The organism is Aeromonas sp. s13 (assembly GCF_040907905.1).
In the GTDB taxonomy this organism is placed as follows: Bacteria; Pseudomonadota; Gammaproteobacteria; order Enterobacterales; family Aeromonadaceae; genus Aeromonas; species Aeromonas veronii.
Genome location: NZ_JBFOCS010000031.1, coordinates 1 through 16245, shown reverse-complemented (window position 1 = coordinate 16245; position 16245 = coordinate 1). Strand labels below are relative to the sequence as shown.

The window sequence follows — 16245 nt, the reverse complement described above, 5'->3', positions numbered from 1 at the left end:
ATTGACATGGCCCGTCAGCACGGGGTTAACCCCGCTCCACTTGCAGCCAGATGGCGCACTGATAAGGGGCGAAGAGTGGCAGTAGTTCGCTTGGGTAATTGGCCAGCAGCAACCGCATCTTGTCTGTCACCTTGTCGAAGTGGGGCATCGGCAAGGGGGTCGCCGTGAGATTGGCGAGTAGCAGCAGGGTGTGCCGCTCTCCGCTGGCCGGATCCTGCCAGTGGCGGCGATAGCTGATGCGCTCGGGATCATCCCCATCCAGCAGCTCGAAATTGCCGTGGCGAACGACAGGGTGGGCCTTGCGCAGGGCGATGAGCTGGCGATAGCAGTGAAACGGGGAGTCGGGGCGGGCCAGCTGCTCGGCAGCGTTGATTTCAATGTAGTTGGTGTTGAGGGCGATCCAGGGCGTGGTGGAGCTGAAACCGGCGTGGGGGCCGGCGTCCCACTGCATCGGGGTACGGGCGTTGTCACGGCCGATGGCATCGAGCCGCCGACTCAGCTCGGCAGGATCCAGCCCTGACTGGCTGGCGCAGTAGTTGATGGCCTCCACATCGCGCAGTTCATCGGTTTGCCAGTGGCGATTGGTCATGGCGAGCTCCTCCCCCTGATAGATAAAGGGCGTGCCTTGCATCAGGTGCAGCACCATGGCCCACAGCCTGGCGCTGGTTTCACGCCACTCGGGTCTGTCATCGCCAAAGTGGGAGACTGCGCGGGGCAGGTCGTGGTTGCCGAGAAACAGGCTGTTCCAGCCACGCCCGTGTAGCCCTTGCTGGTGGTGGGCCATGGCTCGCTTGAAGGTGAGGGGATCGAAGCGGGATGACCACTTGTCACTGCCCAGCCCCAGATGTTCGAAGTTGAATACCATGCTGAACTCGCTGCCGTCGTGGTTCGAATAGTTCTGCATATGGGCGAGATCGGCTCCCCAGGTCTCCCCCACCGTAATGATCCCCTTGCCGCCGAAGCTCGCGGCATTGAGCTCGCGGATATAGTCGTGCAGGCGCGGGCCGTTGCTCATGGCAAGCCGGTCCCACTCCTTGCTCACCATATCGATCACATCGAAGCGAAATCCCTTGATCCCTTTGCCCAGCCAGAAGTTGATCACCTCTGCCATTTCGGCACGCACCGCCGGGTTGTCCCAGTCCAGATCGGCCTGACTGGGATCGAAGTTGTGCAGGTAGTAGCGATCAAGCTCTGGCACATACTGCCAGCCGCTGCCGCCAAAAATCGAGGTGATTGGGTGAGCATCGACAAAGGCTTGATCCCGGAATACGTAGTAGTCCTGATAGCAGGGATCCCCGGCCAGTGCCTTCATAAACCATTCGTGCTCGGTGGCGGTGTGGTTGGCGACGATATCCATCATGATGCCGATGCCGTGAGCGGCAGCTTCGGCTATCAGCTGCTCCATCTCGGTCAGGGTGCCGAAGGCGGGGTCGATGGCACGGTAGTCCGCCACGTCATAGCCGTTGTCCCGCTTGGGGGAGCGATAGATGGGGGTGAGCCAGAGCATATCGACCCCGAGGGTGGCCAGATAGTCGAGGCGCTGACGGATGCCGTTGATATCGCCCATGCCGTCGCCATCGCGGTCCTGAAAACTCATGGGGTAGATCTGGTAGATGACACAGCTATCGAGGTCTATATCGGGCGTGTGAAGGGAGTGCGTATTCATCAGCTTGGCCGGTTGGGGAGAAGATTTTCTATCTTACGCAGATGAACGGGTACTCGACAGGGCAGGGGAAACCTTGAAAAGGGTTCCATAGTTGGCTGATTGCCAAAAGTGCGGGAAGGGTCACAAAGGTGCCATCCCAAGCCACGGCTGTGGTCGGGATGACACGGCACTTAGCGTTGATGCTATGCAGGAATACTGGTTATTGAGCAGCCTTGGCCTGCTCGCTGCGCTGCTCCTGCTGGCGTTCTGCCTTCTCTTGTTGGCGCTCCGCTTGTGCTTCCAGCTCCTTGCCGAGGAAGTAGTTCAGGAAGGTGCGGATCACCGCGATGATGGCAAGGCGGATCAGCTCCTCCTTGCTCGGTGCGACCGTGGTGGCCAGGATATCGGCGGCGAGCTGGAACTCCAGCGCCAGAATGAGCCAGCTGCCAAAACAGAGGCGAATGCGCGGAAAGCCGGGCTGGTGATCCCGCACTCTTGCCGCCAGCCAGAGGGTCTTGCCTAGCCCTATCACCACGCAGGCAATGGAGATGATCTCCAGCAGCAGCTGGAACAGCTCGACCCCGTGCATCATCCCCTCTTTCAGGCTCGCTATCTCAAACACTCGGGTCACCTCCATGATTCAAAAGAGGACACTATTAACACATCGCTCGGCAAAGGCCAAATCCGGCTCAGGCAATCATTTTGAATTCAATCACATAGAGCGGAGGCAGATCGGGGTAGATATCGCGGATCACCTGTTTGAGCTCGGGGAGGGTCATGTTCTCCTGACGGGCGTGCTCGTCGTTCAGTTCATCGAAGGCGACAGTCTTGACCGAGAGTACCTCTATGGTGCCAAAGGGCTGGTGCTCCGGGTTGGTGAACAGCGCCAGCCGCTGGCCGGGTTGCCAGTTGGCCTCGCTTTCGTCGCGGATGGTGATGGTCTTGCGGCCCGCCTGAATATCGGCGACGAAGCGGCTGAAGAAGGTGAATTCGGGATAGGGATGGGCAGACATGGTGACTCCTGACAGGGTGAATCGAAATGAGGTGAATGGAAATCAAAGGTCGAGATAGGCGCGCAACCTGGCCAGATCGGCGATAACGGGGCCATTGCTGCCGTCGGCAACTATGCCCTGTTCGACCAGCTCCTTGAGGGCGCGGCGGTAGACCCGCTCGGTGGTGCCGAAGCGGGCCGCCTCATGAGCCCGCTTGCGCGATCCCAGCATCGGAGTGCGCTGGCGTTCACGCCACAACTCATAGGCGATGTTGTAGGCGATGGGGTGGAGCAGCCGGCTGGTGGTGATCTCCAGGGTATCGAGATAGTCGCTGGCAAGCGCCGCGGCGAAGAAGAGGGTCAGCTCGGGCTCGGCCAGCAGCCGCTGGGCCAGCTTGTGGGCGCAGATGACCCGGGCGTCCAGCTCGGTCTCGGCCACTACGTTCCACTGCACCGGGGTGGCGCTGAAGAACTCCATCTCGCCGAAGATTTGGCTGTGGCACTCAATTTCGCCAAGCTGGAAGCGGCGGCCAGAGTGTACCGTGCTGTTGAGGGAGACCCGGCCATGTTCGACCAGATAGAGCTGCTCGCTCTGCTCCCCCTGCCGCATGATCAATTCGCCCGGCAGGTAACGGCGCAGAAACAGGGTGCAGGCGTCGAGCGCCGCGGCAAAGCGGGGTTCAAGCTGCTGGAGTTCGGCGTGAAAACGGCCGAGGGGGTAGGGCTGTTGCTGCATGACTTGCCTGTCGCACCGGATGACGAGGGCCATGAGGCTAGCAAGAGTGCGGGCCGGATACCAGCCCGCACGGTAGCGGATGTGCCGCAGTTAACGGTTTGCGGGTTATTGCACCAGAGCGTGGAGGGCGGCGGCGATGGCTTGCTGCTCACCGGCCATCATCGCCTGTTCGGCGCTGGCGTAATCCGCCACCCCTTGTTGCACATCCTGCTCGAATAGCACCACGTTGCAGAGCACGGCGGCGACCCGCACCTTGCGCAGGCGACCCACGGTCAGCAGGGAGGCGGTCTCCATGTCAGCGCCGAGCACGCCACGGGCATGCCAGTAGCGGCACACCTCCTGCTCGTCATCCCGATAGAAGCTGTCGTGGGAGCGTACCAGCCCGTGCCAATGAGGCTGGCTGCCGGTCGCTACATGGTTGAGCAAGGCGGCCAGCAGCCAGATATCGGCGCAGGCGGGGTACTCGGCGGGCAGATAGGCCTGTGAGGCCCCCTCATTGCGAACCGCCCCTTCCACCACGATAAGGTCGCCAAGGCCGATGTCGTGCTGCAGGGCACCGGCGGAGCCGACCCGGATCAGCGAGCGGGCGCCGGCTTGTACCAGCTCCTCCAGCGCTATGATGGCCGAGGCGCCACCGATGCCGGTGCTGCAGACCGTGATGGGCAGCCCCTGATAGGATCCGTTGATGAGGCGGAACTCCCGGTTTTGCCCCAGCACTTCACACTGTTCGAGCTGGCTGGCGATGCGATCGACCCGGGCCGGGTCGCCGCACAGTACCACCCGCTCGGCAATCTGCTCGGGGCGGCACTGAAGATGGGGTAACAGAGTCATGGTTTTTACAGACCTTGTGGCTGGCGCTTGGCGGCAATCACCCAGAGGCGAGTGCCGTTGGCGGCGATAAACAGCAGGATCAGATATTCGAGCGACATGGCGTAGACGCCCTGCGCGGCATAGACACCGATGCTGATGATGTTGATTACGACCCAGAGGATCCAGTTCTCCACGTATTTGCGGGTCATCAGGATCTGGGCGACCACCGAGAGCACCGTCATGCTGGCATCCCAGAACGGGAAGGCATCGGGTGAAGGCACGGGGGTAGCAAGGTTGGCACCAAACAGGTTGAGCAGGGAGACCGAGGTGCGCGCCAGGGTGGCGAAGACCGGGTCGATATAGCGGGTCAGCAGAGCGATGGCCAGCACGCTCACGACGGCGGTCACCATCAGTTTGGATTTGCTGAGCCAGCGGATCTGCAGGGTATCCCCCTGATCGTTGGCCGGGCGGGTCCAGGCGTACCAGCCGTAGACGTTGGCGCAGAAGAAGAACAGCTGCAGCATCAACAGTCCGTAGAGCTGGATCTGGAAGAAGATGATGGCAAACAGGCTGACGTTGATCAGGCCAAACAGGTAGTTGATGGTTTTCTCCTGACTGGCGAACCAGATACAGGCCAGACCAAACAGGGTGCCGATGGCTTCAATCCATGACATGGCATAGCCGCCACCCAGCGGTATGGTCACTAGCGTGTTATTGATGCTGAACAGCTCGAATATGCTCATTTTCTGATCCTTGGGCATGAGGGTTAGTATGCGAGGGCGCCATTCTAAGGGGTGAGGGGGAGGAGGGGCAGGACTTTTGTCCGCCCCGGGCTTGGCCCATATCAAAGAAATCGCCGCTGCTGCCCGGTTATTCCAGCAGTGATGGGTTATGGGGCCCCGGCGGGCCGGACTTTATTGATATGTAGCAAGATGATAGCGCCGTGGCTGTGGTCTGATAGAGTCCACTCTCCGGGAGGAGAATCACGTGATAAAAGGAGGTTGTATTGAATTCCGAGCTTGTCTGGGTGCTCTGTCTGCTGGCTGGCGCCATCTATCTCTTCATGACCAACAAGGTGCGCATGGATGTGGTCGCCCTGTTGATCATTATCCTCTTTGTGCTGAGCGGCACCCTCACCCTGCCGGAGGCGCTGGCGGGCTTTAGCGATCCCAACGTCATTCTGATTGCCGCCCTGTTTGTGGTGGGTGAGGGGCTGGTTCGCACCGGCATCGCCTATCAGGTGGGGGATGCATTGGTGAAGGTGGCGGGCAGCAGCGAGACCAAGCTGCTGGTGTTGCTGATGGTGGCGGTGGCAAGTCTGGGGGCTGTGATGAGCAGCACCGGGGTGGTGGCCATCTTTATCCCGGTGGTGCTGAGCGTGGCGAACCGGATGGGGATCCCGGCCGGTCGCCTGATGATGCCCCTCGGTTTTGCCGGGCTGATCAGCGGCATGATGACGCTGGTGGCCACGCCCCCCAACATGGTGGTCAACAGCGAACTGATGCGCCACGGCATTCACGGCTTCGGGTTCTTCGATTTCACCCCTATGGGCGTGCTGATCCTGGGGCTGGGCATCCTCTACATGCTGCTGGTGCGCGGCTCCCTGGTGGGCGAAGGGGAAGAGGGCAAGGGCAAGCCGACCGGGCGCCGCACTCTGCGCGATCTCATCCGAGACTACCGACTGGCCGGTCGGGCCCGTCGTCTGGCGCTGCGGCCGGACTCCCCGCTGATTGGTCACACCCTGGACGAGCTGCAACTGCGTGCCCGTTATGGTGCCCACGTCATCGGGGTGGAGCGCTGGCGCAAGTTTCGCCGGGTGATGGTGCCGGTGTCCGGGATCAGTGAGTTCCAGGCCAAGGATGTGCTGCTGATCGACATGTCAGACCCCGAGGTGGATGTGCGGGCGTTTTGCAGCGAGGCGCGGCTCGAGCCGATGATCCTGCGCGGGGAGTACTTCTCCGATCAGGCGCGGGAGGTGGGGATGGCCGAGGTGTCGCTGATCCCCGAGTCCAAGCTGCTGGGTAAAAGCGTGCGTGAGGTGACCTTCCGCTCCAGCTATGGTCTGAGCGTGGTGGGGCTGCGCCGCGACGGTGAGGCACTGGCAGGCAAGCTGGTGGACGAGCCGTTGCAGATGGGGGATACCCTGCTGGTGGTAGGGAACTGGAGCCACATCAGACAGTTGCAGACTCATAGCCGCGACTTTCTGCTGATGGGGTTGCCCGCTGAAGTGGACGAGATGGCTCCCGCCCGCAGCCAGGCCATTCATGCCCTCTTTTGTCTTGGAGTAATGATCCTGCTGATGGTGACCGATCCGGTGCCCAACGTGATTGCCGCGCTGATCGCCTGTCTGCTGATGGGCAAGTTTCGCTGTATCGATATGGAAAGTGCCTACAAGTCGATCCACTGGCCGACCCTGATCCTCATCGTCGGTATGCTCCCCTTTGCGCTGGCGCTGCAAAAAACCGGCGGGGTGGATCTGATCGTCGGTGGTCTGATCAATGCGGTAGGGGAGATGGGGCCAAGGGTAATGCTGGCCAGCCTGTTTGCCCTCTGCGCGGTGATCGGGCTCTTTATCTCCAACACCGCCACCGCAGTGCTGATGGCGCCCATTGCGCTGGGCACGGCCCAGCAGATGGGGGTATCGCCCTATCCGTTTGCCATGACCATTGCCATCGCCGCCTCGGCTGCCTTTATGACGCCGGTCTCGTCACCGGTGAATACCCTGGTGCTGGGGCCGGGCAACTACAAGTTTGCCGATTTTATCCGTATTGGGGTGCCATTCACCCTGTTGGTGATGGCGGTCAGCGTGGTGGCGATCCCCTGGTTCTTCCCGTTCTGATAACCGGGATGATGAATGTGTGCACCAGCGGCCTGCGGGCCGCTTTTTTATGGCCGGGAGACAAGAGTGGCAAGGCGTGCTCGGAATAAATGAAGAGGGACGTGAACGTGAATTAACGTGGAGCCGGGTTAATAGAGGAGCGAGAGAAAAACTGGGGAGAGGCAAATTCCAGATACAAAAAAACCAGCGTGAGCTGGTCTGTTTGGTACTGCTATTAATGGTGCGGAAGGAGAGACTCGAACTCTCACGCCTAGGGCGCCAGAACCTAAATCTGGTGCGTCTACCAATTTCGCCACTTCCGCAATATTAATGGTGGCTATGACGGGATTCGAACCTGTGACCCCCGCATTATGAGTGCGATGCTCTAACCAACTGAGCTACATAGCCGTTTGTTATCGACCACAGATGTGGAAGAGAACAGAAAAATGGCTGGGGTACTAGGATTCGAACCTAGGGATGGCGAGATCAAAACCCGCTGCCTTACCGCTTGGCGATACCCCAACAGAAATAATGGTGGCTATGACGGGATTCGAACCTGTGACCCCCGCATTATGAGTGCGATGCTCTAACCAACTGAGCTACATAGCCGTTTGTTATCAACCACTGATGTGGACGAGAACAGAAATATGGCTGGGGTACTAGGATTCGAACCTAGGGATGGCGAGATCAAAACCCGCTGCCTTACCGCTTGGCGATACCCCAACAGTGATGCCTGACAGAAACTATCAAACACCTTTCAAAAATGGCTGGGGTACTAGGATTCGAACCTAGGGATGGCGAGATCAAAACCCGCTGCCTTACCGCTTGGCGATACCCCAACAGCGTTCCTCAACAGTCGCGAGACTGGCAAAGAACTTTTAAAAATGGCTGGGGTACTAGGATTCGAACCTAGGGATGGCGAGATCAAAACCCGCTGCCTTACCGCTTGGCGATACCCCAACTAGAGATGGTGGCTATGACGGGATTCGAACCTGTGACCCCCGCATTATGAGTGCGATGCTCTAACCAACTGAGCTACATAGCCAACCTTGCTTCCGGTGAGTCGTTACCTCGTCACCGTGCGGGCCGAATTATGCGTATCTGGCTCTGGGGCGTCAACCCTTTTTTTGCCAGAAAAACGCAATTTGAGTGCGTTTGACCAGTTATTGGTCTCTGTTGCGCAAAAGCCAAACAATCTGGTTTTTTTTAAGACATTGCCATGATTACCCGGGCAATGGCAGATAAAAAACAGGCCAGCAAATGCTGGCCTGTCATGGGATTAGACGTTGAACAGGAAGTTCATGATATCGCCATCTTTGACGATGTAATCTTTCCCTTCAGCGCGCATCTTGCCCGCTTCCTTGGCGCCTTGCTCACCCTTGTAGTTGATAAAGTCTTCAAAGGCGATGGTTTGGGCGCGAATAAAGCCTTTTTCAAAGTCAGTGTGGATCTTGCCAGCCGCTTGCGGGGCAGTAGCACCGACCGGAATAGTCCAGGCGCGTACCTCTTTCACACCGGCGGTGAAGTAGGTCTGCAGGTTGAGCAGCTGGTAGCCGGAGCGGATAACACGGTTCAGGCCCGGCTCTTCGATGCCAAGGTCAGCCATGAACTCGGCGCGATCTTCATCGTCCAGTTCGGCGATGTCGGCTTCGATGGCGCAGCAGACCACGACCACGACAGCGTTCTCGGCGGCGGCGATTTCACGCACCTTGTCCAGATAGGGATTGTTCTCGAAGCCATCTTCCGCCACGTTGGCGATATACATGGTAGGTTTCAGGGTCAGGAAGTTGAGGTGGCTCACGGCGGCCAGCTCTTCTTTATCCAGCTTCATGCCGCGGATCATCTGGCCGTTTTCCAGCGCAACCTTGATCTTCTCAAGCACTTCCACTTCCAGCTTTGCATCCTTGTCGCCGCCTTTGGCGCGCTTGGACTGACGGTGAATGGCGCGCTCGCAGGCGTCCAGATCCGACAGGGCCAGCTCGGTGTTGATCACTTCGATATCGTCAGCGGGAGAGACCTTGCCGGCAACGTGAATGATGTTTTCGTCGTCGAAGCAGCGCACTACATGGCCGATCGCTTCGGTTTCACGGATGTTGGCCAGGAACTGGTTACCCAGACCTTCACCCTTGGAGGCACCGGCAACCAGACCGGCGATGTCGACGAATTCCATGGTGGTCGGCACAACGCGCTGCGGATTGATGATGGTAGCCAGCTGATCGAGGCGGGGATCCGGCATCGGCACCACACCGGTGTTCGGCTCGATGGTGCAGAACGGGAAGTTGGCGGCTTCGATACCGGCCTTGGTCAGCGCGTTGAACAGGGTGGATTTGCCTACATTGGGCAGGCCCACGATACCGCATTTAAAACCCATGGATTGTTACCTTACTTGATGGATGCTGTTGGGGGTCGCCCGCAGGCGGCCCATGTCATGCTTGTTCTGGTCGTTGCTCATGTACCGGCACAATGCCCGTACAGGGTCAAACCGACCTAACCCTTTTCAGCCTTGAAGCTGTGCAAGCGATTCATGGCCTTGGTCATATCTTGTTTGAACAGGATGTCGGTGGCACGCAGGGACTCGTCCAGCGCGGCGTCGATCAGGTTCTGTTCACTGCTGGGGGCCTTGGTCAGGACGAAGCCAGCTACCTGCTCTTTGCTGCCGGGATGGCCGATCCCGAGACGCAGCCGGAAGAAGTTATTGTTGTTGCCCATCTTGGCGATAATGTCCTTGAGGCCGTTATGGCCACCGTGACCACCACCTTGCTTGAACTTGGCGATGCCAGGCGGCAGATCCAGTTCGTCATGGGCCACCAGCATCGCTTCCGGTTCAATCTGATAAAAACGCGCCAGTGCGGCCACCGCCTTGCCAGAGAGGTTCATATAGGTGTTCGGGATGAGCAGCCGCACATCCTGCCCCTCGACCAGGATGCGGGCAGTATGGCCGAAGAACTTGGGTTCTTCACGCAGGCTGACATTGTGCCAGCGGGCCAGTTGCTCCACATACCAGGCGCCCGCATTGTGGCGGGTCTTGGCATATTCCGGGCCGGGGTTGCCCAGTCCGACGATCAGTTTGATTTCGCTTGTCACGCTTGATGTCTTCACTCGCAGCTGCCGTGGGCACACTACCCAGGGCAATAGGACGCAATATTCTAGCCGCCGAGTGGCGATCACTCAACCAATGCGCATGTTATGGCGTGATTTGCAGCATTATTGCGGCCAATGGGTGGCTAACTGTGGGCAAACGGGCCTCTTGCAAGAGGCCCGTTTCAGTTTACCGATGGATTGTGCCCGGTTGACTACCGTCGTTATTTGGTACGCAGCAGGGTGACGGTCTCTTCATCCAGTGCGGTCAGGGTGGGACGGGCATCGCGCACATACTCCACGAAAGACGCTGCATCGGTGCCGCAATCCACGCCGCTGGCTTTGCAATCGAGGGGCTGGCCCGGGGCATAGACGGCGCTCAGCAGTTCACCGTTTTGTGCCACCTTCAACACCGGGAAGGCGGTCAACTTGCCATTGACTCTGGCGATGTCGACCCGCTCGCTCTGGTGGCGCTGGGCATTGGCCAGTGCCTGCCAGCCATCGTTGCCGTTGGCGCTGTAGGCGTTCATCACCACCCGATAGTGCTGGCTATCCACCAGATCCTGCCACTCGCCGCTTGCGGTCTTGCGCTGCAATTGGGTCAGGGTGCCCGCCTTGCCTGCGTTGGTCTCCTGGAAGGTGTAACGCAGGTGGCCGCCATAGGGGAACTTGCCGGCATGGGCGCTGGCGGGCAGGGTGGCGGTGATGGTCTCGGTCAGCAGGGCGCGCACTTCGGCACCAGTCAGGGTCAGCACCGAGAGCTGGTTCTTGAACGGTAGCAGGGTGAGGGCACTATCCCCCTCGCGCCATTCGCCAGCGGGCAGGTCGGCGCGCACGCCGCCCACCGCCACCAGAGCGAAGTCGACCGGGCCGCCGGTCAGGGCTTGCACTGCTGGGGTATTGGCCCAGTAGAACTCCCCTTCGGCAACCAGCGGCGCTACATCTGAGCCGTGGCTGTCGCTGCCGTTGTCGCCGGGGCGACGTGCATTTTGCAGCTGCTCGGGGATGGTGCCGATCACCGGGCCGTAGGCTTTCTCCAGCGCCGGTTTGTAGTGGCTGTCGATGATGCCGCGCAGGCGCGGATCTTCATCCACGGTCACCAGATTGGGTTGGTTGTCGACGAACTGGCTTGCCTCTTTGCTGCGGGCATCGTCGAGCGCTTGCTTGCGCGCCGCATCGGCGAAGAAGTCGCGGCTGGCCAGCAGGCTGTTGTGGCCCTGGCAGTCGGTCACCTGACCCTGGCTGTCAAAGGTCACCTGTGCCAGACCGATGGCCTGGGCGTAGGAGCCTGCCTGCACCACGCAGGTTTTGCCGATGCCATCCGGATTGGTCACCAGCTTGGCGTAATCGCCGGTCTTGCCCCAGCCGATATTGCGAAAATCGCCGAGCAGGCTGTGGGAGTGGCCGCCGACGATGGCATCGAGGCCGTTTACCTTGGCGGCCAGCGCCAGATCCCGCTCGTTGCCGATGTGGGTCAGGGCCACGATCTGGTGGATCCCCTTGGCTTGCAGCATGTCGACCGTGGCCTGAGCCGAGGCGACCTCCTTGCCAAAGCGCAGCTTGCCGACGTTGGGGGCGATATTGCCCATGTCTTCCAGCACCAGACCGATGACGGCGACCAGCTGTTTGCCTTGCGGCAGGTTGTCGAGATCGGTGACCGGACTTTTCTGGTTGCCGTCAAAGGCGTAGACCACGAAGGGCTTGAGGTTGTCAGCCTTGCTGAGGGCCGGATCGGCCTTGGTGTCGAGGTTGGCGGCCAGCACCGGGAAGTTGACCCCCTCGATGAAGCGGGCCAGCTTCTGGTTGTCGAGATCGAACTCGTGGTTGCCCAGCGCCATGGCATCGAGGCCGAACTGGCTCAGCAACTCGGCGTTGGCCATCCCCTCGTTGAGTTTGAAGTAGCCACTGCCCTGCCAGGCATCGCCGCCGTGCAGCAGCAGCAAGGGCTGGTTCTTGGCCAGCGCATCGGCCTGATAGGCTTTCGCCATGGTCAGCAGGCGCGGGTAACCGCCAAAGCGGGTATAGAGGGTGTCCGTCTCCCCCTGCTGGGCAAAGATCTGCCCTTTGATCTCCGCATTGACCGGATCAAACTGGGAGTGGGTGTCGTTCATGTGAGCCAGGGTCAGCACGAAGGGCGGGTTCTCTTTGGCGGGCTGACAGGCGAACAGGGCGGAGGTGAGGGTCGCGAGCAGGAGGGGACGCAAGCAATTCATGGGTAAATCCTTAAGCCTGCCGGGGGCAGGGTCGTACCAGATAGCAGAAAGTTGGAAAGAGACGGTCCAGAAAGACGAAAACCGCCTGATGGCGGTTTTCGTTATTGCTGAATCTATCAATGCTCAAACATGGCAGAGATGGACTCTTCGTTGCTGATGCGACGAATGGCTTCGGCCAGTACAGTTGACAGCGTCAGCTGCTTGACCTTGCCGACCGCTTTCATCTCCGCAGTGAGCGGGATTGAGTCGGTGATGATCAGTTCATCGATCACGGAGTTCTTGATGTTCTCGACGGCAGAACCGGAGAAGACCGGGTGAGTGGCGTAAGCGAATACACGCTTGGCACCGCGCTCTTTCAGGGCCTCTGCGGCTTTGCACAGAGTGCCGCCGGTGTCGATCATGTCATCAACGATGATGCAGTCGCGGCCGGCAACGTCACCGATCAGGTGCATGACCTGGGAGACGTTCGGGCGGGGACGGCGCTTGTCGATGATGGCGATGTCGGTGTCATCCAGCAGCTTGGCGATGGCGCGGGCACGCACGACGCCACCGATGTCCGGGGAGACAACGACAGGAGACTCGAGGTTCTTGGACTTCATGTCTTCCAGCAGCACCGGGCTACCGAACACGTTGTCTACCGGAACGTCGAAGAAACCTTGAATTTGCTCGGCATGCAGGTCAACGGTCAGCACGCGATCCACACCGACGCTGGAGAGGAAGTCAGCGACAACCTTGGCGGTGATGGGTACACGGGCGGAGCGGACGCGGCGGTCCTGACGGGCATAACCAAAGTAGGGGATAACGGCAGTGATACGGCCAGCTGAAGCACGACGCAGAGCATCCACCATGACGATCAATTCCATCAAATTGTCGTTGGTCGGGGCACAGGTGGATTGAATGATGAAGATATCGCCACCACGTACATTCTCATTGATCTGTACGCTGATCTCGCCGTCGCTAAAGCGACCTACGGCAGCATTGCCGAGTTTGATAAACAGGCGATCTGCGATCTTCTGGGCTAGTTCCGGCGTTGCGTTACCAGCAAACAGCTTCATGTCAGGCACGGTTTGAAACCTCGGGGTTGCATCCAGTATGTGGGGGAGTCTGAAATCAGACCCTATCGTTTTGGGGCAAACGATTTATCAAGATAACGTACAAGGTGTCTGCTGCCCAATGATTGTGATGATACCGGTAATCCGAATCCGTGGCCGAGTGCAAAACCGGCCACGTTAATCATCAATACCGTTCGGTAAAATTGGCTGGGGTACTAGGATTCGAACCTAGGAATGGCGAGATCAAAACCCGCTGCCTTACCGCTTGGCGATACCCCAATCATTTGAACTGTTGCAATGTGGAGAAGAGAGGTGATATGTTCTCGCCCTTGGCGACAAACCCATCAAGTCCCTTCGGCACGCAGGCCAACACTTCCCGAGCAGTCACTTCGTCTTCAAATTGAGCAAAGACGCAGGCTCCTGTGCCCGTCATTCTTGACGGCGCGTATTCTAGCAACCAGCCGAGCGCATTGGCAACCTCGGGGTGGCGCTTTTTCACCAGTGATTCGCAATCGTTTTTCCACTCGCCTTCCAGCAGGTTGTCCAGCGCCATTTTTGGCGTGGCTCTCGGCAGGTCCGGATCCTGGAATACGGCCGCGGTCGCCACATGGCAATCGGGCTTGAGCACCAGATACCAGGCATCGGGCAGTTCGACCGGTTGCAGCCGCTCGCCCACTCCTTCGGCAAAGGCCGCCTTGCCACGGACAAATACCGGCACATCGGCCCCCAACTGGACGCCAAGCGCTGCCAGTTCATCTTCACTCAAACCTGCTTGCCAGAGGTGGTTAAGCGCCACCAGCGTGGTGGCCGCATCGGATGAGCCGCCGCCAATGCCGCCCCCCATGGGCAGCACTTTCTCCAGCCGGATATGGGCCCCCTGCGGGCTCGACAGGTTTGCCTGCAGCAGGCGCGCCGCTCGGATAATCAGATTCTGCTCATCCGGCACCCCGGGAATGGCCGGGCTCAGGGTGAGGGTGTCGCTATTCGGTATCACCTCGAATTCGAGCCAGTCGCTGTGGTTGAGGAAGATGAACAGGGTTTGCAGCTCGTGGTAGCCATCGGGACGACGGCCATTGACGTGTAGAAACAGGTTGAGTTTGGCCGGTGCCGGCCAGCGTGTGGAAGCCATTAACGTGCAAGAGTCCATTGGTTGATCTGAAGCTTGAGGCGGCTGTTCTGGCCAGTCATGGTCAGCTGGTGTGGCAGGCGGTAGCCATCCTGATCCCGATAATCGCCATAGACGATCTGCCACTGGCCGTCGCGCACGCCGGCCAGACTGCTGTCGGGGTTGAGTTCAAACTCCGCCTGACCTGGTAGCCCCTTGATCCACTCTGGCAATCCCGCAACCGGAATATTCCAGCCGGTCAGTTGATAGATGAGCGCTTCGGCATCCTGGCTCTGGTGGCGATTGCCGTCGCTGTCGAGCAGGGTGATCTCCCCCTTGCTGCGGGAGAGCTCCAGAATGCTGGTGCCAATCAGGCTGGTGAGGTTGAGGCGATAATCCTCCCCATCCTGCTGCCAGTTGAGACGGGCGCTGCCCTTTTGCTGGGGGGTGATGATGGCCATCTTGCCGGATAGCTGCCAGTGGGTCAGCTGCTCGAGACGGGCCCGCTCCTGGTTCCAGTTCACCTGGTCACGCTGGGGCTGGGTAGTGGCACAACCGGCCAGCAACAGCAGGCAGGTGAGGGTAAAAATACGTAGCAGCAAGAGACGGCTCCAGAGAGAGGAATTTGCCACAGTATACGGGGCGGCCGTATTGCTTTTAAAGACTTACCCTTTCTCGTACAATTGGCAGCCTTTGCACCCAGCGTATGAAATGATCGTCGCCCACTCATGAGTTTGCTTGCCCTCGGAATCAACCACAACACCGCCAGTGTCGCCTTGCGGGAACGGGTCGCCTTTGGCCCGGACTGCATCGATCGCGCCTTGCGTGAGCTGGTGAGCCAACCCGGTGTCAGCGAGGCGGTGATCGTCTCCACCTGCAACCGGACCGAACTCTATTGCAATCTGGAGGAGGCGCGGCAGGAGCAAGTGCTGCGCTGGCTGCAGCAGTTCCACGGGCTGGACGCGGCCGAACTGGTCACTGCCATCTATCAGCATCACGATGAAGAGGCGGTGCGCCACCTGATGCGGGTGGCGTGCGGGCTCGACTCGCTGGTGTTGGGGGAGCCGCAGATCCTGGGGCAGATCAAGCAATCCTATGCCCACGCCCAGCAGGCGGAGTCGGTGAAGGGGGCGCTGGAGCGGCTGTTCCAGAAATCCTTCTCGGTGGCGAAAAGAGTGCGTACCGATACCGAGATTGGCGCCAGTGCCGTGTCGGTGGCGTTTGCCGCCGTCAGTCTGGGTCGGCGGATCTTCTCCGATCTCTCCCAGACCAAGGTACTGCTGGTCGGGGCGGGGGAGACCATCGAACTGGTGGCCCGTCATCTGCGCGAGCAGAACGTCACCAAGATGATGGTGGCCAACCGCACCCTGCAGCGTGCCCAGACCCTGGCGGCTGAATTCGGTGCCCAGGTGATGACGCTCGAAGAGATCCCCGACTATCTGCACGAGGCGGATATTGTCATCAGCTCGACCGCCAGTCCCCTGCCCATCATCGGCAAGGGGATGGTGGAGCGCGCGCTGAAGGCCCGCCGCTTCAAGCCCATGTTTCTGGTGGATATTGCCGTGCCGCGCGACATCGAAGCCGAAGTCGATGAGCTCTCCGATGCCTATCTCTACACGGTGGATGATTTGCAGGGGATCATCGAGCAGAACCTCGAAACCCGTAAACGGGCTGCCGCGCAGGCGGAAGTGATCGTGCAGGAAGAGCGCGACGAGTTTATGGGCTGGTATCGCGGCCAGAGCTCGGTCGATCTCATTCGCGATTACCGCCATCAGTCCCAGCAAGTGGCTGATGAAG

The 16245-nt window shown here is 59.6% G+C and carries 14 protein-coding genes and 9 tRNA genes; 2 read left to right on the top strand and 21 right to left on the bottom strand.

Annotated features, from left to right (window positions below; translation table 11 throughout):
• Positions 1-25: 25 nt before the first annotated feature.
• The 6 genes from AB5Y82_RS04150 to pnuC all read right to left on the bottom strand — a co-directional run bounded on the left by AB5Y82_RS04150 (position 26) and on the right by pnuC (position 4925).
• Complete coding sequence (locus AB5Y82_RS04150; protein WP_368173694.1) at positions 26-1666, bottom strand: alpha-glucosidase; 1641 nt, start codon at positions 1664-1666, stop codon at positions 26-28.
• Positions 1667-1865: 199 nt separating this feature from the next.
• Positions 1866-2267 (bottom strand): DUF1622 domain-containing protein, encoded by a 402-nt coding sequence (locus tag AB5Y82_RS04145; RefSeq protein WP_047437940.1) that lies wholly within the window; start codon positions 2265-2267, stop codon positions 1866-1868.
• A 67-nt stretch (positions 2268-2334) separates the two neighbouring features.
• Entirely contained in the window at positions 2335-2658 is a 324-nt protein-coding gene (gene yqfB, locus AB5Y82_RS04140) for a N(4)-acetylcytidine aminohydrolase (protein ID WP_368173693.1), read from the bottom strand.
• Between the two features lie 42 nt (positions 2659-2700).
• Positions 2701-3372 (bottom strand): Crp/Fnr family transcriptional regulator, encoded by a 672-nt coding sequence (locus tag AB5Y82_RS04135; RefSeq protein ID WP_368173692.1) that lies wholly within the window; start codon positions 3370-3372, stop codon positions 2701-2703.
• 105 nt (positions 3373-3477) lie between these two features.
• Positions 3478-4203 (bottom strand): nucleoside phosphorylase, encoded by a 726-nt coding sequence (locus AB5Y82_RS04130; RefSeq protein ID WP_368173691.1) that lies wholly within the window; start codon positions 4201-4203, stop codon positions 3478-3480.
• Positions 4204-4208: 5 nt separating this feature from the next.
• A complete protein-coding gene (gene pnuC, locus AB5Y82_RS04125; protein WP_368173690.1) occupies positions 4209-4925 on the bottom strand; it encodes a nicotinamide riboside transporter PnuC in 717 nt (238 codons plus the stop codon).
• A gap of 263 nt (positions 4926-5188) precedes the next feature.
• Between pnuC and AB5Y82_RS04120 the strand changes: the two genes are divergently transcribed.
• Entirely contained in the window at positions 5189-7021 is a 1833-nt protein-coding gene (locus tag AB5Y82_RS04120) for an SLC13 family permease (RefSeq protein ID WP_047437932.1), read from the top strand.
• Between the two features lie 218 nt (positions 7022-7239).
• On the opposite strand, the gene AB5Y82_RS04115 is transcribed toward AB5Y82_RS04120, so the two are convergent.
• The 15 genes from AB5Y82_RS04115 to lolB all read right to left on the bottom strand — a co-directional run bounded on the left by AB5Y82_RS04115 (position 7240) and on the right by lolB (position 15050).
• Positions 7240-7323, bottom strand: a tRNA-Leu gene (locus tag AB5Y82_RS04115).
• A gap of 8 nt (positions 7324-7331) precedes the next feature.
• Positions 7332-7408 (bottom strand) — tRNA-Met (locus AB5Y82_RS04110).
• A 39-nt stretch (positions 7409-7447) separates the two neighbouring features.
• Positions 7448-7522 (bottom strand) — tRNA-Gln (locus tag AB5Y82_RS04105).
• A gap of 10 nt (positions 7523-7532) precedes the next feature.
• Positions 7533-7609 (bottom strand) — tRNA-Met (locus AB5Y82_RS04100).
• Positions 7610-7648: 39 nt separating this feature from the next.
• A tRNA-Gln gene (locus tag AB5Y82_RS04095) sits at positions 7649-7723 on the bottom strand.
• A 41-nt stretch (positions 7724-7764) separates the two neighbouring features.
• Positions 7765-7839, bottom strand: a tRNA-Gln gene (locus AB5Y82_RS04090).
• 46 nt (positions 7840-7885) lie between these two features.
• Positions 7886-7960 (bottom strand) — tRNA-Gln (locus AB5Y82_RS04085).
• 8 nt (positions 7961-7968) lie between these two features.
• A tRNA-Met gene (locus AB5Y82_RS04080) sits at positions 7969-8045 on the bottom strand.
• Between the two features lie 234 nt (positions 8046-8279).
• Positions 8280-9371, bottom strand: a complete 1092-nt coding sequence (ychF, locus tag AB5Y82_RS04075) for a redox-regulated ATPase YchF (RefSeq protein ID WP_368173689.1) — start codon at positions 9369-9371, stop codon at positions 8280-8282.
• Between the two features lie 116 nt (positions 9372-9487).
• Positions 9488-10084 carry an aminoacyl-tRNA hydrolase gene (gene pth / locus AB5Y82_RS04070; protein WP_005334960.1) on the bottom strand — a complete coding sequence of 199 codons (597 nt, stop codon included), beginning with the start codon at positions 10082-10084 and terminating at the stop codon, positions 9488-9490.
• A 218-nt stretch (positions 10085-10302) separates the two neighbouring features.
• Entirely contained in the window at positions 10303-12291 is a 1989-nt protein-coding gene (locus tag AB5Y82_RS04065; protein WP_111900738.1) for a bifunctional UDP-sugar hydrolase/5'-nucleotidase, read from the bottom strand.
• 116 nt (positions 12292-12407) lie between these two features.
• On the bottom strand, positions 12408-13355 hold the full coding sequence (locus AB5Y82_RS04060; RefSeq protein WP_005343846.1) for a ribose-phosphate pyrophosphokinase: 948 nt from the start codon (positions 13353-13355) through the stop codon (positions 12408-12410).
• Between the two features lie 192 nt (positions 13356-13547).
• A tRNA-Gln gene (locus AB5Y82_RS04055) sits at positions 13548-13622 on the bottom strand.
• Position 13623: 1 nt separating this feature from the next.
• Positions 13624-14472: a 4-(cytidine 5'-diphospho)-2-C-methyl-D-erythritol kinase gene (ispE, locus tag AB5Y82_RS04050; RefSeq protein WP_111900737.1), complete on the bottom strand. Its 849-nt coding sequence runs from the start codon at positions 14470-14472 to the stop codon at positions 13624-13626.
• Entirely contained in the window at positions 14472-15050 is a 579-nt protein-coding gene (gene lolB, locus AB5Y82_RS04045; protein WP_111900736.1) for a lipoprotein insertase outer membrane protein LolB, read from the bottom strand. The genes ispE and lolB overlap by 1 nt, the downstream gene beginning before the upstream one ends.
• Positions 15051-15176: 126 nt before the next feature.
• On the opposite strand from lolB, the gene hemA reads away from it, so the two are divergent.
• A partial coding sequence (gene hemA / locus AB5Y82_RS04040) for a glutamyl-tRNA reductase (protein WP_368173688.1) occupies positions 15177-16245 on the top strand: 1069 nt, incomplete at its 3' end.

Coding starts and splice junctions, on each gene's coding strand:
- AB5Y82_RS04150 (WP_368173694.1), bottom strand. CDS start 1,666: ATGAATACGCACTCCCTTCACACGCCCGATATAGACCTCGATAGCTGT.
- yqfB (WP_368173693.1), bottom strand. CDS start 2,658: ATGTCTGCCCATCCCTATCCCGAATTCACCTTCTTCAGCCGCTTCGTC.
- AB5Y82_RS04135 (WP_368173692.1), bottom strand. CDS start 3,372: ATGCAGCAACAGCCCTACCCCCTCGGCCGTTTTCACGCCGAACTCCAG.
- AB5Y82_RS04130 (WP_368173691.1), bottom strand. CDS start 4,203: ATGACTCTGTTACCCCATCTTCAGTGCCGCCCCGAGCAGATTGCCGAG.
- pnuC (WP_368173690.1), bottom strand. CDS start 4,925: ATGAGCATATTCGAGCTGTTCAGCATCAATAACACGCTAGTGACCATA.
- ychF (WP_368173689.1), bottom strand. CDS start 9,371: ATGGGTTTTAAATGCGGTATCGTGGGCCTGCCCAATGTAGGCAAATCC.
- AB5Y82_RS04065 (WP_111900738.1), bottom strand. CDS start 12,291: ATGAATTGCTTGCGTCCCCTCCTGCTCGCGACCCTCACCTCCGCCCTG.
- ispE (WP_111900737.1), bottom strand. CDS start 14,472: ATGGCTTCCACACGCTGGCCGGCACCGGCCAAACTCAACCTGTTTCTA.